19 protein-coding genes and 1 pseudogene are annotated in these 19,538 nt (G+C 72.1%); 9 read left to right on the top strand and 11 right to left on the bottom strand.

The window, feature by feature from the left end:
- The first annotated feature begins 119 nt into the window (after window positions 1-119).
- From M4D82_RS24160 to M4D82_RS24125, 8 genes and pseudogenes are all read left to right on the top strand, one after another.
- Window positions 120-878: an ABC transporter ATP-binding protein gene (locus M4D82_RS24160; RefSeq protein WP_249768026.1), complete on the top strand. Its 759-nt coding sequence runs from the start codon at window positions 120-122 to the stop codon at window positions 876-878.
- Window positions 860-1,935: pseudogene (locus M4D82_RS24155) on the top strand (hypothetical protein). Before M4D82_RS24160 ends, M4D82_RS24155 begins: the two are co-directional and overlap by 19 nt.
- A gap of 26 nt (window positions 1,936-1,961) precedes the next feature.
- Window positions 1,962-2,414: a hypothetical protein gene (locus M4D82_RS24150; RefSeq protein ID WP_502988991.1), complete on the top strand. Its 453-nt coding sequence runs from the start codon at window positions 1,962-1,964 to the stop codon at window positions 2,412-2,414.
- 48 nt (window positions 2,415-2,462) lie between these two features.
- Window positions 2,463-3,368, top strand: coding sequence for a DMT family protein (locus M4D82_RS24145; protein ID WP_249768025.1), 906 nt, complete (start codon window positions 2,463-2,465; stop codon window positions 3,366-3,368).
- A gap of 114 nt (window positions 3,369-3,482) precedes the next feature.
- On the top strand, window positions 3,483-4,100 hold the full coding sequence (locus tag M4D82_RS24140) for a hypothetical protein (protein WP_249768024.1): 618 nt from the start codon (window positions 3,483-3,485) through the stop codon (window positions 4,098-4,100).
- 165 nt (window positions 4,101-4,265) lie between these two features.
- The gene (locus M4D82_RS24135) at window positions 4,266-4,496 is read left to right on the top strand and encodes a ferredoxin (protein ID WP_249768023.1); all 231 of its coding nucleotides are present in this window, start codon (window positions 4,266-4,268) and stop codon (window positions 4,494-4,496) included.
- Window positions 4,486-5,880: an NAD(P)/FAD-dependent oxidoreductase gene (locus tag M4D82_RS24130; RefSeq protein ID WP_249768022.1), complete on the top strand. Its 1,395-nt coding sequence runs from the start codon at window positions 4,486-4,488 to the stop codon at window positions 5,878-5,880. Before M4D82_RS24135 ends, M4D82_RS24130 begins: the two co-directional genes overlap by 11 nt.
- A gap of 60 nt (window positions 5,881-5,940) precedes the next feature.
- Window positions 5,941-7,188, top strand: coding sequence for a cytochrome P450 (locus M4D82_RS24125; RefSeq protein WP_249768021.1), 1,248 nt, complete (start codon window positions 5,941-5,943; stop codon window positions 7,186-7,188).
- An 8-nt stretch (window positions 7,189-7,196) separates the two neighbouring features.
- On the opposite strand, the gene M4D82_RS24120 is transcribed toward M4D82_RS24125, so the two are convergent.
- The 9 genes from M4D82_RS24120 to rpsB form a co-directional block, all read right to left on the bottom strand.
- Window positions 7,197-8,231 (bottom strand): ABC transporter ATP-binding protein, encoded by a 1,035-nt coding sequence (locus M4D82_RS24120; RefSeq protein ID WP_249768020.1) that lies wholly within the window; start codon window positions 8,229-8,231, stop codon window positions 7,197-7,199.
- Window positions 8,231-9,847 (bottom strand): ABC transporter permease, encoded by a 1,617-nt coding sequence (locus M4D82_RS24115; protein WP_249772113.1) that lies wholly within the window; start codon window positions 9,845-9,847, stop codon window positions 8,231-8,233. Before M4D82_RS24115 ends, M4D82_RS24120 begins: the two co-directional genes overlap by 1 nt.
- 59 nt (window positions 9,848-9,906) lie before the next feature.
- A complete protein-coding gene (locus tag M4D82_RS24110; RefSeq protein WP_249768019.1) occupies window positions 9,907-11,007 on the bottom strand; it encodes a thiamine ABC transporter substrate-binding protein in 1,101 nt (366 codons plus the stop codon).
- 253 nt (window positions 11,008-11,260) lie between these two features.
- Window positions 11,261-12,376 (bottom strand): dual-specificity RNA methyltransferase RlmN, encoded by a 1,116-nt coding sequence (gene rlmN, locus M4D82_RS24105; protein ID WP_249768018.1) that lies wholly within the window; start codon window positions 12,374-12,376, stop codon window positions 11,261-11,263.
- Between the two features lie 169 nt (window positions 12,377-12,545).
- Complete coding sequence (locus M4D82_RS24100) at window positions 12,546-13,622, bottom strand: phosphatidate cytidylyltransferase (RefSeq protein WP_249768017.1); 1,077 nt, start codon at window positions 13,620-13,622, stop codon at window positions 12,546-12,548.
- Window positions 13,622-14,179, bottom strand: coding sequence for a ribosome recycling factor (frr, locus tag M4D82_RS24095; RefSeq protein WP_243630638.1), 558 nt, complete (start codon window positions 14,177-14,179; stop codon window positions 13,622-13,624). Before frr ends, M4D82_RS24100 begins: the two co-directional genes overlap by 1 nt.
- Window positions 14,180-14,273: 94 nt before the next feature.
- Window positions 14,274-15,053 carry a UMP kinase gene (pyrH, locus tag M4D82_RS24090; protein ID WP_249768016.1) on the bottom strand — a complete coding sequence of 260 codons (780 nt, stop codon included), beginning with the start codon at window positions 15,051-15,053 and terminating at the stop codon, window positions 14,274-14,276.
- A 162-nt stretch (window positions 15,054-15,215) separates the two neighbouring features.
- The gene (tsf, locus tag M4D82_RS24085; RefSeq protein WP_249768015.1) at window positions 15,216-16,052 is read right to left on the bottom strand and encodes a translation elongation factor Ts; all 837 of its coding nucleotides are present in this window, start codon (window positions 16,050-16,052) and stop codon (window positions 15,216-15,218) included.
- A gap of 135 nt (window positions 16,053-16,187) precedes the next feature.
- Complete coding sequence (gene rpsB, locus M4D82_RS24080; protein WP_249768014.1) at window positions 16,188-17,087, bottom strand: 30S ribosomal protein S2; 900 nt, start codon at window positions 17,085-17,087, stop codon at window positions 16,188-16,190.
- Window positions 17,088-17,337: 250 nt separating this feature from the next.
- On the opposite strand from rpsB, the gene M4D82_RS34115 reads away from it, so the two are divergent.
- Window positions 17,338-17,841 carry a M23 family metallopeptidase gene (locus M4D82_RS34115; protein ID WP_283844502.1) on the top strand — a complete coding sequence of 168 codons (504 nt, stop codon included), beginning with the start codon at window positions 17,338-17,340 and terminating at the stop codon, window positions 17,839-17,841.
- A 3-nt stretch (window positions 17,842-17,844) separates the two neighbouring features.
- Here the strand turns inward: M4D82_RS34115 and M4D82_RS24065 are convergent, their stop codons facing one another.
- Window positions 17,845-18,426, bottom strand: a complete 582-nt coding sequence (locus tag M4D82_RS24065; protein ID WP_249772111.1) for a TetR/AcrR family transcriptional regulator — start codon at window positions 18,424-18,426, stop codon at window positions 17,845-17,847.
- 72 nt (window positions 18,427-18,498) lie between these two features.
- The gene (whiG, locus tag M4D82_RS24060) at window positions 18,499-19,335 is read right to left on the bottom strand and encodes an RNA polymerase sigma factor WhiG (protein ID WP_249768013.1); all 837 of its coding nucleotides are present in this window, start codon (window positions 19,333-19,335) and stop codon (window positions 18,499-18,501) included.
- Window positions 19,336-19,538: the final 203 nt, after the last annotated feature.

The following is a 19,538-nucleotide window of genomic DNA, read 5'->3' as shown; positions in this document are numbered from 1 at the left end:
GAACGAGGGGGTCCGGGCCGTGTGCTGTCACCATCCAAGACGTTCATCTCTTTACATCTCAGTGCGGCGCCAGTGACCGAAGGGGCTCCGCTTCGTTCCCCCGGACGGAGGTGTACGCCATGGTGGCTCCACCGGACAATGCCCCGCCTGTCGACGATGTGCTCTGGGCACGGTCCCTTCACTACTCCCACAGCGGCTCGCCCGGCCTGATCGGCGTCTCCGTCGGAGTCCGGCAGGGAGAGATCCTCGCCGTCACCGGCCCGCGCGGCAGCGGCAAGACCACCCTGCTGCACTGCCTGACCGGCAGGCTCGTCCCCGAGCAGGGCGAGGTCTGGTTCAACAGCCTCCCCCTGCACACCCTGCGCGCCGGGGCCCGCGAGCGGCTGCGCCGCGACCGGTTCGCCTGGATCGACCCCGAGCCGCGACTGCTGCCCGAGCTGAAGGTCTGGGAGAACGTCGCCCTGCCCCTGCTGATCGCGGGCACCTCCCACCGCGCCGCCCGGCACACCGCGAGCGAATGGCTGGACCGCCTCGACCTCGGCGCCTTCGCCCGCAAGCACCCCGGCGTCCTGCGCCGCGCCGAGGCCCAGCGCATCGCCCTCGCCCGCGCCCTCGTCGCGGAGCCCACCGTGCTCTTCGCCGACGAGCCCACCGCCCCGCTGCACCGCGCCGAGCGCGCGCTGTTGCTTCGTACGCTCACCACGGCGGCCCGCTCGCACGGCATCACCGTGGTGCTCGCCACCCACGACGCGGAGACGGCCGACGAGGCCGACCGGCGCCTCGACCTGCTCGACGGCCGCCCGGCCGCGGCGGCGATCGCCGGCGACGACCCCGGGACCACGACGGAGGACCAGGCCGCGTGCTCGCTCTCCGCCTAGTGCGCGGCTCCCACCCGCTGGTCCAGCTGCGCCGGCTGCTCGTCGCCGCCGCGGCGGCGGGCAGCGGATTCCTGCTGCTGTACGTGCTCGCCGGGGCCACCGCCGGAGCCGCCGGATCGTTCCCTCGGCTGCTGTGGGCCCTGGTTCCGCTCGCCGCCACCGTCCAGTTCGCCGTCGCCGTGGCCCGGACCGACCCGGCGACCCGGCCCCGGGAGGGCCTGGACGCCGCCGGGCTGGGACCCGTCACGCTCAGCCTGGTCGCGGCGGTCTCCACCGCCGTCGCGTGCACCCTCGGCAGCGTCGTGGCCCTGGCCGCGTTCCTGCACCTGCGGGGCGACGTCACCGGCCTCCCCTTCGACTTCGACGGCGCGGGCGCCGCGCTGCTCCACGCCGAGCGGCCGTTGCCCGTGGCCGCCGCCCTCACCCTGCTGTCCCTGACCCCGCTGACCGCGTCCCTCGCCACGGCCCTCGCCCTGCGCCCCCGCCCCTCGCACAGCGGACTGAGCCCCCAGAGCGGGGTGCCCTGGGGGGTGGCGATCACCGCCTGCGGGCTGACCGTCCTGGCCTACGCGGGTCCCGACGGCCTCGCCGTACCGGCCGGCTGGACCTTGATCGCGGTCGGCCTCGCCCTGGCCGGCCCCGGACTGGCCTACGCCTGCGGCACCCTCGTCCAGCTCGCCCGCCCCGGCGCGCTGCGGCTGCTCGCCGGGCGGGCCCTCCAGGAGGAGGCGCCCCGGCTGGGCCGCCCGCTCGGGGTGCTGTGCGCCGTCGGCGCGGCGGCGCTGGCCACCTCACGCGGGCCCGCCCCGCCCCGCTGGGCCCGCTGACCGGGCCGGCCGCGTTGCTGGTGGCGCTGTGCGCGGCCGCGACCCTGCTCACCTCGGCCCTCGAAGCCCGCCAGAGCCGCTCCGCCGCGCGGGCGGCCCTGCTCGACCTGGGCACCCCGGGCACGGTGCTGCGTACGGCCGTGACCCTGCGGGCCGGCGCCCTGCTCGCCGGCTGCGTACCGCTGGTGTGGGCTGTGGCACAGCTGACCTCGTCGGCGTTGACCCGCTGACGGGGCGGGCCCGGAGGGTGGGCCGAATGGTCCATGCGGACATCCAGGACACCAAGGGCGTGATGGGCGGCCACGCCATGGCGTGCGGTACGGACGACTACCGGGGCGCGGCGCGCCTCGCCCGCACGCCGGCCCGCGCCGGGATGACGATCGCCACCGGTGGCGGGCCGGGCGCGATGGAGGCCGCCATCCTCGGCGCCTACCTGGCGCCCGCCCCCGACGAGGCCCTCGCGCAGGCCCTGGACCTGCCGGCCGAGGTCCCCTCCTTCACCCCGTCGATCTCCGACTTGGCGCGCGCCGCCTTCGCCGTACGGGCCCACTGGACCGAGCGGCTGCTGGCCCGGCCGCTGCTGCGGGCGGGCCGGCGCGCGGCCGGGGCATGGAGTCGCGGATCGCCCTGGTGGACTCGGTGGACGAGGTCCCGGCGGCCCTCGCCGCAATCGGCTGACGCCCTGAGGCAACTTCGCGGCCCGTTCTGACGTCTGGCAGTGGTACCGAGAACCTGCCAGAAGTGAACGGAGCCCTCTGTGCTCATAGGCCTGCTGACCGCTGTCGCGGCATCCATCTGTTACGGCACGGGATCCGTCCTGCAAGCCGTGGGATCGCGTCGTGCCGCGAAGATGTCGCCGGCTGCCGCCGGGGTGACCGCGCACGGCGGCCCGAACCTCACCTCCACCGCCAAGGCCGCGATGACCTGGGAGTTCATCGTCGGCACCATCCTGGACTTCGCCGGCTTCGGGCTGGGCGCGCTGGCGGCGCGGATGCTTCCGCTGTTCCTCTCCCAGACCGTGATCAGCGCCAACCTGGTCATCACGGCCATCCTGAGCGTGCGGATGCTGGGCATCCGGCTCACCCGCAAGGAATGGATGTCCATCGGCGTGGTCTGCACCGCGCTGGTGCTGCTGGCGACGGCCGCCGGCCACGAGGGCGACCACCACGCCCCGATGTCCACGCACTGGTGGCTCCTCGCGGTGACCCTGCTGATCATCGTGGGCGGCACCGTGGCCGTACGGTTCCTCGGCGGGCGGGCCGCGATCCTCGCCGGTCTGCTGTCGGGTCTGGCCTTCGGCGCGCTGGGCGTGGGCGTCCGCATCCTGAACGGCGTCGACCCGTTCGACCTCGGCTCCCTGCTGGGGGACCCCGCCCTGTACGCCATCCTCGTGGCGGGCTTCGGCGGCATGTACCTGCACACCGTCGCCCTGCAGATCGGCTCCGTGAACGGAGCGACGGCGGCCCTGGTGGTGGGCGAGACGGTGCTCCCGGGGGCGATCGGCGTGCTGTGGCTCGGGGACGCCTCCCGGCCGGGCCTGGCCTGGCTGGCCATCCTCGGCTTCGTGCTGGCCGTGGCCGGCGCGGTCGCGGTGGCCTGGTACGGCAACCACGAGGGGGCCGAGGAGAGCACCGAGGAACGGGTTCCGACGCCGGTCGGCTGAGCCCCGTACGACCGGCCGGGCGGTGCCGGCTGGGTGGGACCGGCCGGGTCGGTGGTTCACCCCGCCGGTCCCCCGTGACTGGCGGGGGGCCGGCGCGCGGCGCCTGCTGGAGGCATGGAGTCCATCGGCGAGCGCCGCATGCGCACCCCGCGCGCGGCCGGCGCGGCCGGGGTGGCCTTCGCCGTGCTGCTGGCGGCGGCGATCGCCTTGATGCGGATCGCGGTGCCGGGAGACCCGCAGGACGCGACCGTCGATCCGGACCGGCGGTGGGCGGTCCGGGTGGCCCTGGAGATCGTGCCCTTCGCCGGGATCTTCTTCCTGTGGTTCATGGGCGCGCTGCGCGACCACGCGGGCGACGCCGAGGACCGGTTCATCGCCACCGCGTTCCTGGGCAGCGGGTTCGTGTTCACCGCGAGCCTGTTCGTCGCCGCCGGCGCGGCGGGGACCGTGCTCCACGAGGCGGCCGGGAGCGTGTCGTTCGGTCGGTCCTTCGCGTACACGGTGCTGACCACGTACGCGATGCGGATGGCGGCCGTCTTCGTCTTCGCGACCTCCACCATGGGGCGCCGCCTCGGCGTCTTCCCGCGCCCGCTGGCGCTGTTCGGCTACGCCGCCGGCCTGGTGCTGATCGTGATCGGGTCGGGCGTCCCCTGGGCCGAGATGATCTTCCCGGTCTGGGTGCTGGTCGTCAGCCTGTACATCCTGCGCGCGAAGCTGCGCCGGACCGCGTAGGACGCCGCCCGCGCCCGGCGGGCGACGGGCGGCCGCCGCGCGCATGATGGAGGAACGGGGGGGCCGCGGCGGCGGGGCTCCGGGGGACGGGGGGCCGGGATTCGGGGTCGGGGGTCGGGGGTCGGGGGTCGGGGGGTCATCAGGTCACGGAAAGGCTGATGCCTCATGAGGCTCGTCGTCGACCTCAACCGCTGTCAGGGGTATGCGCAGTGCGCCTTCCTCGCACCCGACGTCTTCTCCATGCACGGCGAGGAGTCACTGCTCTACGACCCGCAGCCCGAGGACGAGCGGCACGACGACGTCGTGCGCGCCGTCCACGCCTGTCCCGTCCGGGCCATCCTCATGGACACGATGAACGGGGCCCTCGCCACACCGGAGGCGAGCGGTGAGCGGTGACGCGGCCCTGGAGCGGCTCAAGCGCGAGGGACGCATCGTCGTCGTCGGCGCTTCCCTGGCGGGCCTGCGGGCCGCCGAGACCCTGCGGGACGAGGGGTTCACGGGGTCCCTGACCATGATCGGTGACGAGCCCCACGAGCCCTACGACCGGCCCCCGCTGTCCAAGCAGGTGCTGCTCGGCAAGGCCACCGCCGACCGCACGGCCCTGCCCCGGCGCCGCGACATCGACGCGAAGTGGCGGCTCGGGGTGCCCGCGGCGGGCCTGGACATGGCGGCCCGACGGGTGCGGCTGGCCGACGGCGACGAGGTGGAGTACGACCGGCTGCTGATCGCGACCGGCGTACGCGCCCGGCCGTGGCCGCACGAGGACCAGGCCTCCCTCGACGGGGTCTTCGTCCTGCGCACCCGTGACGACGCGGCGGGGCTGGAACGGGCGCTGGCCGCCCGCCCCGACCGGGTCCTGGTGATCGGCGCCGGGTTCACCGGGTCGGAGATCGCCTCCGCCTGCCGGGAACGCGGCCTGGCCGTGACCGTCGCCGAACGGGGCGCGGGCCCGCTGGTCGGAGCCCTCGGCGGGGTGATCGGCGAGGTGGCGGCCGACATGCACCGGGAGCACGGCGTGGACCTGCGGACCGGGATCACGGTGACCGGGCTGGAGGGCGACGGGGCGGGGCGGGTGCGCGCCGCACACCTCTCCGACGGCGACGCCGTGGAGGCCCGGGTGGTCGTGGTCTCGCTCGGCGCGATGCGCAACACGGAGTGGCTGACGGGCTCCGGGCTGGGCGCCGGACCGCGCGGCATCGCGTGCGACGCGGGCTGCCGGGCGTTCGACATCTGGGGCATCGTCACCGACGACATCTATGTGGCGGGTGACGTGGCACGCTCCCCGCACGCGCTGTTCGGCTACCAGTTCCTCTCCCTGGAGCACTGGGGCAACGCCGTCGCCCAGGCCGAGACGGCCGCGCACAACATGCTGAGCGAAAGCGCGGACCGCCGCCCGCACGTGTGGGTGCCGGCCTTCTGGTCCTCCCAGTTCGGCGTCAACATCAAGTCGGTCGGGGTGCCGTCGATGGGGACGGAGATCCTCATCTCCCAGGGCGCCCGCGACGAGCGCCGCTTCACCGGCGTGTACGGGTACCAGGGCCGGGTGATCGGGGCCGTCACCTTCGACCAGTCCCGCTGGCTTCCGTTCTACCAGCGGCTGATCGAGGAGACCTCGCCCTTCCCGCCGCCGTTTCCCACCGTGGACCGCCGCTCCGAGGGCCACAAGCCGATGCCCGCGGACTTCCCGGACCCGTCGGTGCCCACGCACGGACCGACGATCACCCTGAGCGGCTACTCGCCGGCCGACCGCCGCATGACGTTCACCCCCGCCCGGCACTGACCCGGGCACGCACCGACCCGCGCCGCCACGCGGCGGGCCCGAGCCGCACGAGGACCTGTCATGAGCCAAGCCATCCTTCGGCAGATCATGGACTACGCCAACCGGGCCGACCCGTACCCGCTGTACGAGGAGCTCCGCAGGACGCCGGTGTCCCACGGCGAGGGCGGGCCGTACGTGGTCAGCACCTACTACGAGATCCAGTCGCTGCTGCACGACCCCCGGATCAGCTCCGACGCCCGCAACCTCGGCTCGACGGCCGCCGATCCGCTCGGCGAGGCGGAGGAGGAGACCGCCCTGCCGCCGTCGTTCCTGAAGCTGGATCCACCCGAGCACGACCGGCTGCGCCGGATGACGAACCGGCCCTTCGGTCCCCCGCACTCCCCGCACCGGATCCATGGGATGCGCGGCGAACTCGGCGACATCGTCACCGGGCTCATCGACGGGATCGTGGAGAAGGGCGACCCGGACCGGATCGACCTGGTCGAGGAGTTCTCGTACCCCTTCCCGGTGACGGTGATCTGCCGGCTGCTCGGCGTGCCGAGCGAGGACGAGGCCCGCTTCCACGTCTGGGCGGACATCCTGGCCGCGAGCCTGGACCCCGATCCGGACGCCGCCCCGGGCGCCGGGCGCGAGAAGACGCGGGACGCCCGGATGGAACTGGGCATGTACCTGGCCGGCCTGATCGAGGAGCGGCGCAAGGACCCCGGCGACGACATGCTCTCCCGGCTGGCCACCGGGGACGGCGGCCCGGACGGCTCCATGACCACGATGGAGGTGCTCAGCACGGCGGCCCTGCTGCTGATCGCGGGCCACGAGACCACCGTCAACCTGATCACGAACGGCATGCTCACCCTGTTGCGCCACCCCGAGGTACTGGAGCGGCTGCGCCGGGATCCCGCGCTGTCGGTGCCCCTGGTCGAGGAGCTGCTGCGCTACGAGCCCCCGGTGCAGTTGCTGCCCCAGCGCACCACGCTCGCCGACATCGAGATCAACGGGGTGTCCGTCCCCAAGGGCGCCTCGATGTGGCTGATCCTCGCCTCCGGCAACCGCGACCCGAAGCGCTTCGAGCACCCGGACCGCTTCGACGTGGACCGCCCCGACGTCCAGCACCTGGGGCTGGGCAGCGGGATCCACAGCTGCTTCGGCGCCCCGCTGGCCCGGCAGGAGGCGCAGGTGGCGCTGAGCGAGCTGGCCCGCAGGCTGGAGAACCCCCGCCTGCTGGAGGACCCGCCCCCGTACCGCCGGAACGCGGTCCTGCGCGGCCCGCGCCACCTGCCGATCGCGGTGGACGGCATCCGGACGGCCTGAAGGACCCCCTAAAAGGGCCCGGGGGGAAGGACGACCACCTGGGACGGGGCGAAGGTGACCCCGACCCGCTCCCCCACCGCCGGGGCGGTCGCGAGTTCGCACTCGGCCTCCAGCACCGGCCCCGACTCGGGCCGCAGCAGCAGCGCCACGTGCGTGCCCCGGAAGGTGCGCGAGGCCACTTCGCAGCGCAACCCGTCCTCGCCGCCTCCCACGACGACCCCCGCCGGCCGGATCAGCAGCCGCTGCTCCCCCTGCGGGGACCCGGCCGGGACGGGCACCTCGCCCCAGGGCGTGCCGGCCGAGCCGCCCGCCACGGTCGCCGGGACCACGTTGTCGAAGCCGAGGAAACGGGCCACGAACTCGGACGCGGGGCGCCGCCACACCTCCAGCGGGGTGCCCGTCTGGGCGATGCGCCCGTCCCGCATCACGACCACCCGGTCGGCCAACGCGAAGGCCTCGCCCTGGTCGTGGGTGACGGCCAGCACGGTGGTGCCCAGCCGGGTGAACAGCTCCTTGAGCTCCACGACCAGCCGCTCGCGCAGCCCCCGGTCCAGCTGTCCGAGGGGTTCGTCCAGCATGAGCAGCCGGGGCGAGGGGGCCAGGGCACGGGCCAGCGCCACCCGCTGCTGTTCGCCTCCGGACAGGGAGGCGACGGCCCGACGCTGGGCGCCCGGGAGCCCGACCAGCTCCAGGAGCCGGGCGACCCGGTCCTCGTAGGCCGGCTTCGCGGAGCCCCGCATCCGCAGGCCGAAGGCGACGTTGCCGCCGACGTCGCGGTGCGGGAAGAGCTGGTGGTCCTGGAACATCAGGCCGACCCCCCGCCGGTGTACGGGCACCCCGGCCTGGTCGACGTCGCCGAGCAGCACCCGCCCCTCGGACACCGGCTGGAGTCCGGCCACCACCCGCAGCAGAGTGGACTTGCCGCTGCCGCTCGGCCCCAGCACGCACACCGTCTCGTGCTCGGCGACCTCCAGGTCCACCGCGTCCACCACCGCCCGGTCGCCGAAGCGGACCGACACCCCGACGAGTCGCAGCAAAGTCATCAGAACTCTCCCGAGGTCTTGTCGGGCCGCAGTCGCTCCAGCGCCAGCAGGGCCACCGCGCACACCAGCATCAAAATCGTGCTCAGGGCCATGGCCTGGCCGTAGTTCAGCTCCCCGGCCCGCCCCAGCAGCCGCGCCACGGCCACCGGCAGCGTCGGACGGTCGGGCCGGGCGATGAACACCGTCGCCCCGAACTCCCCCAGCGACACCGCGAAGGCGAAACCGGCCGCGATCAGCAGGGCCCGCCGCACCATCGGCAGGTCCACCTCGCGCCACGCCCGCCACGGCGACGCGCCGAGCACCGCCGCCGCCTCCCGCAGCCGCCCGTCCACGGCCCGCAGCACCGGCAGCATCGTCCGCACCACGAACGGCACCCCGACGAGCGCCTGCGCCAGCGGCACCAGGATCCACGAGGTCCGCAGGTCCAACGGCGGCTCGTCCAGGGTGATCAGGAACCCGAAGCCCACCGTCACCGCGGACACCCCGAGCGGCAGCATCAGGAGCGCGTCGAAGCCCCGTACGAAACGCCCCGCGCGCCGCGTCAGCGCGGCGGCCGCGAGCCCGCCGACGAACAGGGCGATGGCGGTGGCGGCGAGCGCGTACTGAAGGGAGTTCCAGATCGCCTCCAGCGGCGGCACCAGAAACGTTCCGCCCCCGGCGCCCGCGTCCTGCAGCGCCCGGTAGAAGCCCAGGCCGTACCCGCCGGGCGCGTCGAAGGACCGTTCCACCAGCACGGCCAGCGGGGCCACGATCAACAGCACCACGGTCAGCAGCACCCCGCCCAGCAGGGCCCGCTGCGCCCAGCCGCGCGGCGGGTGCGCCGTGCGCGCCGGGTCCACGAGCCGCAGCGCCGTCTCCCGGCGACGCACCGTCCAGGCGTGCACGGCGAGGATCAGGCCGACGGCGACGAACTGCACCATCGTCAGCACGGCGGCCGTCGACAGGTCCAGCAGCTGCGCGGTCTGCCGGTAGACCTCCACCTCCAGCGTGGCGTACGAGGGCCCGCCGAGGATCTGCACGACGCCGAAGGAGGTGAACGTGAACAGGAACACCATCAGGGCGGCCGCGGCCACGGCCGGCCCGAGCGCGGGCAGCGTCACCCGCCACCACGCCCCGAACCGCCCGGCGCCCAGCACCCGGGCGGCCTCCTCCTGGCGCGGGTCGAGCTGCGCCCAGAGCCCGCCGACGGTCCGCACGACCACGGCGTAGTTGAAGAAGACGTGGGCGAGCAGGATCGCCCAGACGGTGGTGTCCAGGCGCACCCCCCACACCTCGTCGGACAGCCCGCCCCGCCCTACCAGCGCCAGGAACGCGGTGCCGACGACCACCGTCGGCAGCACGAACGGGACCGTCACCAGGGCGCGCAGCAGTTGCCTGCCGGGGAAGGAGAAGCGGGCGAGGACGTACGCCCCGGGCAGCGCCACAAGCAGCGTCAGCGCCGTCGAGGCGAGCGCCTGCCAGGTGGTGAACCACAGCACGTCGGCGATGTCGGGGCGGCCCAGGACCTCGCCGATCCGGCCGAACCGCCAGCCCTCGTCCGTCCTCAGTCCGCGGCCGACGATCGCGGCGACGGGGTAGGCGAAGAAGAGCCCGAAGAAGGCGAGCGGCACGGCCATCAGGCCCAACCGGACGGCCGTGGCCCGCCCGCTCTCCTTCGGGGTCCGCACGGATCGCCCTACTTCACGACCAGCGAGGACCATGCCTTGACCCACTGCTCACGGTTCTTGGCGATGTCCTCGGGGGCGACCGTCTCCGGCTTCTCGATGACCACGCCGTGCTTCGTGAAGGCCTCGGGCAGGGCCGCGCCCTTGACGACCGGGTTCACGAACATGTTGAGCGGCATGTCCTCCTGGAACTTCTTGCTCACCAGGAAGTCGATCAGCGCCTTGCCGCCCGCCTCGTTCTTCGCGCCCTTGAGCAGGCCCGCGAACTCGATCTGGCGGAAGCAGGTCCCGGTGGCGACGCCCGTGGGGGCCTCGGCCGGCTGCGGGTCGGCGTAGATGACCTCGACCGGCGGGCTGGAGGCGTAGGAGACGACCAGCGGGCGGTCGCCCTTGGCCTTCTTGCCGCCCGCCGAGCCGGAGAAGCGCTCGTTGTAGGCCTGCTCCCAGCCGTCGACGACCTCGACGCCGTTGTCCTTGAGCTTGCTCCAGTAGTCCTTCCAACCGTCCTCGCCGTACTTGCCGATGGAGGCGAGGAGGAAGCCGAGGCCGGGCGAGGAGGTCGCGGCGTTCTCGGTGACCAGCAGGTTCTTGTACTCGGGCTTGAGCAGGTCGTCCAGCGTCTGCGGCGGGGCGATCTTCTTGTCGGCGAAGTAGGCCTTGTCGTAGTTGACGCAGATGTCGCCCGAGTCGATCGGGGTGACCTTGTGGCCCTTGTCGAGCACGTACTCCGAGGCGATCGCGTCCAGGCCCTTGGGCTCGTACGGGGTGAAGATCCCGTTCTCCAGGGCGCGCGAGAGCAGCGTGTTGTCCACGCCGAAGAAGACGTCGCCGCGCGGGGAGCCCTTGGTGAGGATCTCCTGGTTGAGGGCGGTGCCCGCGTCCCCGGACTTCAGGATCTTGACGGTGTAGCCGCTCTGCTGCTCGAACTCCTTCAGGACCCCGTCGGAGACGCTGAAGGAGTCGTGGGAGACGAGCGTGACCGTCTTGGACTTCGTCGGGGCGTCGCTCGCGCCGGGCTTGTCCTTGCCCTCGCCGCCGCCACAGGCGCTGAGCGCGGTGACCCCGAGCGCGGTCGCGAGCGCGACTCCCGCGATCTTCTTGGTGGTGCTCACTGGTGAATTCCTCCTGGGATGACCAGGAGAAGACGCGGCCCCGCCCGGCGCTCTGAGGGAGCGGACGCCGGGCAGGGCGCAACAGCTTGAGTGGTGACCGAACTTCCTACCCCGAATGACCGGGGCGAGGTTCAGAGGGTCTGCGGATGACGGATACCGCACTCTCAGCGCTGTGGCGCTCCCCTGTCGGAATATGAAATTGGTTCGGCCACAGGGTACCCCGTGGCCGATCACGCACTTCCGTGGCCGGAAATCAGCGCTCCGAGGCGGCGAGCTGGCCGCAGGCCCCGTCGATCTCCTGACCGCGGGTGTCGCGGACGGTCACCGGCACGCCGTGCCGGGCGATGGCCTCCACGAAGGCCTTCTCGTCCTCGGGCCGCGACGCCGTCCACTTCGAGCCCGGCGTCGGGTTCAGCGGGATCAGGTTGACGTGGACCCGCTTGCCCTTGAGCAGCCGGCCGAGGAGGTCGCCGCGCCAGGCCTGATCGTTGATGTCGCGGATCAGCGCGTACTCGATGGAGATGCGCCGGCCGGACTTCTCCGCGTACTCCCAGGCCGCGTCGAGGACCTCGCGGACCTTCCAGCGGGTGTTGACGGGGACGAGGGTGTCGCGCAGCTCGTCGTCCGGCGCGTGCAGCGACACCGCGAGGCGGCACTTGAAGCCCTCGTCGGCGAAGCGCAGCATGGCCGGGACCAGGCCGACGGTGGAGACCGTGATGCCGCGCTGCGACAGGCCCAGGCCGTCGGGCTCGGGGTCGGTGAGGCGGCGGATGGCGCCGACGACGCGCTTGTAGTTGGCCAGCGGTTCGCCCATGCCCATGAAGACGATGTTGGACAGGCGGGCCGGCCCGCCGGGGACCTCTCCGTCGCGCAGGGCGCGCATGCCGTCGACGATCTGGTGCACGATCTCGGCGGTCGACAGGTTGCGGTCGAGCCCCGCCTGGCCGGTGGCGCAGAACGGGCAGTTCATGCCGCAGCCGGCCTGCGAGGAGATGCACATCGTCACCCGGTCGGGGTAGCGCATCAGCACGGACTCCACGAGCGTGCCGTCGTGCAGCTTCCACAGGGTCTTGCGGGTGGTGTCGTCGTCACAGCTGATGTGCCGGATGACGTTCATCAGCTCGGGCAGCAGTTCCCGCTGGAGCTTCTCGCGCGAGCCGGCCGGGATGTCGGTCCACTCGGCCGGGTCGTGGGCGTAGCGGGCGAAGTAGTGCTGGGACAGCTGCTTGGCCCGGAACGGCTTCTCGCCGATCGCGGCCACCGCTTCCCGACGCTCGGCCGGGGTGAGGTCGGCGAGGTGCCGGGGCGGCTTCTTGGCCCCGCGGGGGGCGACGAAGGTGAGCTCTCCCGGGACAGGACGGGGGGCCATGAGTGGTACTCCTCAAGTCTGACGAACCCTAGGCGGGCGATCTCCGCACACGAGCGGAGTCGACGTGATACGGCACGCCCGGTGCCCGGAGAGCTCACGGGTCCATCCCGCAGAAACGGGAAAGCGCACCACTCATCAGTGGCGCGCTTTCCAGGATAACCCGGACGGGTCAGCCGGTGCCCACGAAGGCGGCCAGCAGCAGCCACACGACCGGAGCGGTCGGCAGCAGCGAGTCGAGCCGGTCCATGATGCCGCCGTGCCCGGGGAGCAGGGTGCCCATGTCCTTGATGCCGAGGTCCCGCTTGATCATCGACTCGCCGAGGTCGCCCAGGGTGGCGCTGACCGCGACCGCGAGGCCCAGCAGCAGGCCCTGCCACCACGCGCCGCCGTCGACCAGGAACTCCATGCACAGCGCGCCGGCCGCCATCGCGAAGGCGACGGCTCCGAGGAGCCCCTCGCGGGTCTTGCCGGGGCTGATGCGCGGCGCCAGCTTCGTCTTGCCGAAGCGCCAGCCGACCGCGTAGGCCCCCGTGTCGCTGACCACGGTCAGGACCAGGAAGGTGACCACGCGCTGCGGGCCGTCGTCGGCGGTGAGCAGCATCGCGACGAAGGTCGCCAGGAACGGCACGTAGAAGGCCGCGAAGACCCCCGCGGTGACGTCCTTGAGGTAGTCCTCGGGCGGTTCCGTCATCCGCCACACCAGGACCGCCAGCGCGGTGAGCGCCATGGCCACCCAGGCGCCCTCGGCCCCGCGGACGTAGCCGGCGATGACCATCGCCGCGCCGCCGACCGCGAGGGGCACCAGCGGAGCCTTGATGCCCTTCTTCTCCTGGAGCCGGGAGGTCAGTTCCCACAGGCCCACGACGACCGCGACGACGATGACGCCGACGAAGACCGCCTTGACGATGAACAGCGAGGCGAAGATGACCGCGCCGAGGCCGACGCCGACCCCTATGGCGGCCCGCAGGTCCCGTCCCGCACGCTTCCTCGGCTGCGGGGACGATGCGTTCTGCGGTGCCTGCGAAGGCGGAGGCGGGGGGCTGGGCATGGGCTCCTGCGGCAGCGTCTCGGCGCGGAACGGGGGGCCGCCGGCGAAGGCGGCCCCCCGATCGCGTGCTTCCCGGTCGTCGAAATCACGGCCGGCGGCATCGGGCACGATGGGCATGGGCCGAGTCTGCGGGCCCACCAGCGCATCGTATGCGGGACCCGCCGCGGCCGGCTCGGCGGCCCAGGGAGAGTCGTTCATCAGACCTCGAGGAGCTCGGCTTCCTTGTGCTTGAGCAGCTCGTCCACCTGCGCGACGTACTTCGCGGTGGTGTCGTCGAGCTCCTTCTCCGCGCGCCGCACCTCGTCCTCGCCGGCCTCCTTGTCCTTGACGAGCTTGTCAAGGGCGTCCTTGGCCTTGCGGCGCACGGAACGGATGGAGACCTTGGAGTCCTCGGCCTTGTTCTTCGCGACCTTGATGTACTCCTTGCGGCGGTCCTGCGTCAGCTCGGGGAAGGTCACCCGGATGATGCGGCCGTCGTTGCTCGGGTTGACCCCGAGGTCGGAGTCGCGGATGGCCTGCTCGATGTTGCGCAGCGCCGACGCGTCGAACGGCGTCACGATGGCCATGCGCGGCTCGGGCACCGCGAAGGAGGCCAGCTGGTTGATGGGCGTGATGGCACCGTAGTAGTCCGCCACGATCTTGTTGAACATCGCCGGGTGCGCACGGCCGGTGCGGATCGCGGCGAAGTCTTCCTTGGCGACGACGACGGCCTTCTCCATCTTCTCCTCGGCCTCGAGGAGGATTTCTTCGATCACCACGTGCTCCTGCATGTCAGATTTGGATGGTTCAGGCGGGCGGGGCGGGGCGAGCCGCCCGGACCGGGCCCGGTCGGGCCCGGTGACGGAGGGCTCAGGCCCGGGTGCCCTGGTCGCTCACGAGCGTGCCGATCTTCTCACCCTTGACGGCGCGGGCGATATTGCCCTCGGCGAGGAGCTCGAAGACCAGGATGGGGAGCTGGTTGTCGCGGCACAGCGTGATGGCCGTGGCGTCGGCGACCTTGAGGTCCCGGGACAGCACCTCGCTGTACTCCAGCGCGTCGAACTTCACCGCGTCCGGGTTGGTCTTCGGGTCGGAGTCGTAGACCCCGTCGACGCCGTTCTTGCCCATGAGGAGGGCTTCGGCGTCGATCTCCAGGGCGCGCTGGGCGGCCGTGGTGTCGGTGGAGAAGTAGGGCATGCCCATACCGGCGCCGAAGATCACGACGCGGCCCTTCTCCAGGTGGCGGACGGCGCGCAGCGGGATGTACGGCTCCGCGACCTGGCCCATGGTGATGGCGGTCTGGACCCGGCTGTCGATGCCCTCCTTCTCCAGGAAGTCCTGGAGGGCGAGGCAGTTCATGACGGTGCCGAGCATGCCCATGTAGTCGGACCGGGCCCGGTCCATGCCGCGCTGCTGGAGTTCGGCGCCGCGGAAGAAGTTGCCGCCGCCGATGACGATCGCGATCTCGGCGCCGTCACGGACCACGGCCGCGATCTCACGGGCGATGGCGTGCACGACGTCGGGGTCGACACCCAGCCCGCCGCCGCCGGAGAAGGCTTCGCCGGACAGCTTCAGCATGAAGCGGCGACCCTTCTTCTCGTGGTCGCTCTTGTCGTCGGAAGCGGTGTGGGGGTCCACGCCCTGATTCATGGAGATCTCCTCGTGCACATACGAAGAAGGCCATTGCCGGTGGGTCCTCGCGGTTCCCTCTACGGCAATGGCCTCCTCGTCAGATCTGCGGTCGCCTCGCGCGAGCGCGGACGACTGCCTCAGACCCTACCGGGGTCCGGTGTCCGTCGTGTACGGACGGACTCAGATGCCGACCTTGATGCGGGTGAAGCGCTTCAGGGTGACACCGGCCTCGTCCAGAACCTTCTGGACGGACTTCTTGTTGTCCAGCGCGTACGGCTGGCCAAGGAGCGTGACGTCCTTGAAGAAGCCGTTGACGCGACCCTCGACGATCTTGGCGATCGCGGCCTCGGGCTTGCCCTCGGCGCGGGTGACCTCTTCGGCGACGCGACGCTCGGACTCGACGACCTCGGCCGGAACGTCCTCGGCGGTCAGGTACTTCGGCGCGAACGCGGCGATGTGCTGGGCGATGCCCTTGGCCAGGTCGGCGTCGGCCTTGTCCAGCTCGACCAGGACACCGATCTGCGGCGGCAGGTCGGGCATGGTGCGGTGCATGTAGGAGGCCACGAAGGCACCCTCGTACTGCGCGAAGCGGTCGAGGACGATCTTCTCGCCGAGGTTGGCGTTGGCCTCGTCCACGAACGCCTGGACGGTCTTGCCGGCCTCGATCTCGGACGCCAGCAGCGCCTCGATGTCCGCCGGCTTGGTGGCGGCCACGTGGGCGGCGAGCTGGTCGGCGACGGCCAGGAACTTCTCGCTCTTGGCGACGAAGTCGGTCTCGCACTTGAGCTCGAGCAGCACACCGGTGGTGGCGTCGCCGGCGATCAGGGAGGTGACGGCACCGTTCTCCGCGGAACGGCCCTCGCGCTTGGCGACACCCTTCAGGCCCTTGACGCGCAGGATCTCGTTGGCCTTGGTGACGTCGCCGTCGGCCTCGACGAGCGCGTTCTTGCAGTCCAGCATGCCGGCGCCGGTGAGCTCGCGGAGCTTCTTGACGTCAGCGGCGGTGTAGTTCGCCATGAGTCTGTGATTCTCTCTCGAAGTCGTGGATCTACGGGTGAACGGCGGAGGCGCCGCGCTCGTGGCGCGGCTCCCCCGCCGTCATCGTCCGTGCTGTGAGTGCCCGGCGGATGAACGCCGGGCGCTCTCAGTGGGTCAGGCCTGCTCGGCGTCGGCGGCCGGGGCCTCGACAGCCTCGGCGGCCGGGGCCTCGACGGCCTCGGCGGCCGGGGCCTCGACGGCCTCGGCCGCGGGGGCCTCGGTCTCGTCGGCCTTCTTCTCGCCCTCGAGCAGGTCGCGCTCCCACTCGGCGAGCGGCTCGGCGGCGGCCTTCTCGCCCGGCTTCGAGTCACCGGTCGCGGCACCGGAACGGGCGATGAGGCCCTCGGCGACGGCGTCGGCGATCACGCGGGTGAGCAGGGTGACGGAGCGGATCGCGTCGTCGTTGCCCGGGATCTTGTAGTCGACCTCGTCGGGGTCACAGTTGGTGTCGAGGATCGCGACGACCGGGATGTGGAGCTTGCGCGCCTCACCGACGGCGATGTGCTCCTTCTTGGTGTCGACGATCCAGACGGCGCTGGGGACCTTCGACATCTCGCGGATACCACCGAGGGTCTTCTCCAGCTTGGTCTTCTCGCGGGAGAGGACCAGGAGCTCCTTCTTGGTGAGACCCGAGGCGGCGACGTCCTCGAAGTCGATCGCCTCAAGCTCCTTCAGACGCTGCAGGCGCTTGTAGACGGTGGAGAAGTTGGTGAGCATGCCACCGAGCCAGCGCTGGTTGACGTACGGCATGCCAACGCGCGTCGCCTGCTCGGCGATGGCCTCCTGGGCCTGCTTCTTGGTACCGACGAACATGATGGAACCGCCGTGCGCGACGGTCTCCTTCACGAACTCGTAGGCGCGGTCGATGTACGACAGCGACTGGAGCAGGTCGATGATGTAGATGCCGTTGCGCTCGGTGAAGATGAAGCGCTTCATCTTCGGGTTCCAGCGACGGGTCTGGTGACCGAAGTGGACGCCGCTCTCCAGCAGCTCCCGCATCGTTACGACGGCCATGGCCATCTCCTTGGTTTCTCGGTTTTGGTTCCTGACGCCCCGACGCGCCCTGCCCCTGAAGGGACCGAGAGACGCTGTTCACCTGACCGGAACCGGTCGGCGCTGGGGCGTGCGAAGTCGACCCGGTGACCCGGATCGCCACAAGAAGTGTACGGGACCCGGCGGTATGCCGGGTGACGCCGTTGTCCACACCGCCGCGATTGTCCACAGGCGCGGGCGGTGCGGGCGCCGTTCGGGGACGCTGTGGGGCATGACGACACTGCTGCTCAGCCTGCTGTTGACCCTCGCCCAGAGCCTGGCGCCGGCCCTCGCCCCGGCCGTGCGCCCGCTGCCCCCGCCGCTGTCGGTGGCGCGGTGGTGGGACCCGCCTCCGACGCCCTACGCCGCCGGCCACCGGGGGGTGGACCTGTGGGCGCCGGTGGGCGCGGAGCTACGGGCGGTCGGTCCGGGCCGGGTCCACTACGCCGGGCCGGTCGCGGGGCGCGGGGTGCTCTCGCTCACCCTGCCCGGGGGCCTGCGGACGACGTACGAGCCGGTGCGGCCGTTGGTCACGGAGGGTGAGGCCGTCACGGCCGGGCAGGTCGTGGCGGTGCTCACGGAGGGCTCGCACTGTGCGGCCCCGTGTCTGCACTGGGGCCTGCTGGCGGGCGAGCGCGACTACCGCGACCCGCTGAGCCTGCTCCCGCGCCCGACGCCCAGGCTGCTGCCGACCGACGCGGGTCCGAGCTCGGGTCCCGTCCCGAACCCCGGATGACCGTCAGCCCTGAGCGGGCCGGTCGCCCTGGCCGCAGACGCCGTGCAGGGCCATGGAGACGGCGGCCTCGATGATCACGTCCGGGTCCTCGGCGGCGCCGAGTTCGACGCGCCGCACCGCCGCGTCCACGATGCCCTGGAGCAGCATCGCGGCCAGGCGCGGCTCGGGCAGGCCCAGGTCGCCGAGCGCCTCGACGATCATCGCCACGAGACCGCCGTGCGCGGCGCGGATCTTCTCCCGCGCGCCCGCGTCGAGCTCGCCGGCGGAGATCGCGACGACCGCCCGGTGCCGGCGGTCCCCCACCAGGGCGAGCTGGCTGCGCACGTACGCCTCGATCTTGGCCTCGGGCGTCGACCGCGCCGCCATCGCCGCCTCGATCTCGGCGGCCCAGACGGGGAAGTCCACCGCGCACAGCTCTTCGACGACGGCCGCGCGCGAGCGGAAGTACTCGTACACGGAGGACCGGGCCAGCCCGGTGCGTTCGGCGAGGGCGGGGAAGGTCAGCGCCTCCGTACCGCCTTCGGACAGCAGGGACCGTGCGGCGTCCAAGAGGGCGCCGCGCTGCATCGACCGGTGCTCGGCCACGGAGGCCGCTCGAATCCTGGGCACGTCACCACTGTACGGAGGGCGCGCAAGGCCGGTCGCGTCGTCGCGCGGTCACCGGCCGACATCGGCAAGTTTGGCGCGAAGCTGGAGGACCGATTTGGTGTGGATCTGGCTGACGCGGCTCTCGGTGACTCCGAGCACGTTGCCGATTTCGGCGAGGGTGAGGCCCTCGTAGTAGTAGAGGGTGACGACCGTCTTCTCCCGTTCGGGGAGGGTGTTGATGGCGCGGGCGAGGAGCCGGCGCAGTTCGCGGTCCTCGGCCACTTCCACCGGGTTGTCGGCGGCGTGGTCCTCCAGAGTGTCCATCAGGGAGAGGCGGTCGCCGCCCTCGCCGCCGACGTGCAGCAGCTCCTCCAGGGCGACCACGTTCGCCAGCGACAACTGGCTGAATACGGTGTGGAGTTCCTCCACCCCGATGCCCATCTCCCCCGCGACCTCGCTCTCGGTCGGGGTGCGTCGCAGCTGGGCCTCCAGCGTGGCGTAGGCCCGTTCGACGGAGCGCGCCTTCTGGCGCACGGAGCGCGGGATCCAGTCCAGGGCGCGCAGTTCGTCGATCATCGCGCCCCGGATCCGGGTGATCGCGTAGGTCTCGAACTTGATGGACCGTTCGATGTCGAACTTCTCGATCGCGTCGATCAGGCCGAAGACGCCGGAGGAGACGAAATCCGCCTGTTCGACGTTGGGCGGCAGACCCACGCTGACCCGGCCGGCCACGTACTTGACCAGCGGCGAGTAGTGCAGGATCAGCTGCTCCCGCAATCGCTCGTCACCGGTGTCCTTGTATGAGCGCCAGAGGACCTCCAGGGACGAGGGCGCGGTGGACCGCACGCTGCCACGGGCAGCGGGGGGCACCGCAGCGCGGTCGGACCCTGAGGTGTGCTGGGGCATGCTTCGCCTTTGCCGGAGCGGGATTCCTTGGGAGCGTAGCGTGACGGAAGAGTCGCGGTGCGCGAAGAGTACGGGATCGCGCGGGGGCCCACGGGCGCCGTGGCCCGCGCGGGCGACCCGGGACCGGCGCCTCGCGCACGGTCCCGGCGGGTACCACCGGGAAGACCGCGTCTCTCATCGCCTTCACTCTTTCACCGGAACGC

This window comes from Streptomyces sp. RerS4 (assembly GCF_023515955.1).
Taxonomy (GTDB): Bacteria; Actinomycetota; Actinomycetes; order Streptomycetales; family Streptomycetaceae; genus Streptomyces.
The sequence above is the reverse complement of the archived record's forward strand: the minus strand, read 5'-3'. Positions and strand labels throughout refer to the sequence as shown.

Bases quoted from the DNA above. Each gene is read 5' to 3' on its own strand.
- M4D82_RS24160 (WP_249768026.1), top strand. From the start codon at position 120: ATGGTGGCTCCACCGGACAATGCCCCGCCTGTCGACGATGTGCTCTGG.
- M4D82_RS24150 (WP_502988991.1), top strand. From the start codon at position 1,962: ATGGTCCATGCGGACATCCAGGACACCAAGGGCGTGATGGGCGGCCAC.
- M4D82_RS24140 (WP_249768024.1), top strand. From the start codon at position 3,483: ATGGAGTCCATCGGCGAGCGCCGCATGCGCACCCCGCGCGCGGCCGGC.
- M4D82_RS24135 (WP_249768023.1), top strand. From the start codon at position 4,266: ATGAGGCTCGTCGTCGACCTCAACCGCTGTCAGGGGTATGCGCAGTGC.
- M4D82_RS24125 (WP_249768021.1), top strand. From the start codon at position 5,941: ATGAGCCAAGCCATCCTTCGGCAGATCATGGACTACGCCAACCGGGCC.
- M4D82_RS24120 (WP_249768020.1), bottom strand. From the start codon at position 8,231: ATGACTTTGCTGCGACTCGTCGGGGTGTCGGTCCGCTTCGGCGACCGG.
- M4D82_RS24115 (WP_249772113.1), bottom strand. From the start codon at position 9,847: ATGGCCGTGCCGCTCGCCTTCTTCGGGCTCTTCTTCGCCTACCCCGTC.
- rlmN (WP_249768018.1), bottom strand. From the start codon at position 12,376: ATGGCCCCCCGTCCTGTCCCGGGAGAGCTCACCTTCGTCGCCCCCCGC.
- M4D82_RS24100 (WP_249768017.1), bottom strand. From the start codon at position 13,622: ATGAACGACTCTCCCTGGGCCGCCGAGCCGGCCGCGGCGGGTCCCGCA.
- pyrH (WP_249768016.1), bottom strand. From the start codon at position 15,053: ATGAATCAGGGCGTGGACCCCCACACCGCTTCCGACGACAAGAGCGAC.
- tsf (WP_249768015.1), bottom strand. From the start codon at position 16,052: ATGGCGAACTACACCGCCGCTGACGTCAAGAAGCTCCGCGAGCTCACC.
- rpsB (WP_249768014.1), bottom strand. From the start codon at position 17,087: ATGGCCGTCGTAACGATGCGGGAGCTGCTGGAGAGCGGCGTCCACTTC.
- M4D82_RS34115 (WP_283844502.1), top strand. From the start codon at position 17,338: ATGACGACACTGCTGCTCAGCCTGCTGTTGACCCTCGCCCAGAGCCTG.
- whiG (WP_249768013.1), bottom strand. From the start codon at position 19,335: ATGCCCCAGCACACCTCAGGGTCCGACCGCGCTGCGGTGCCCCCCGCT.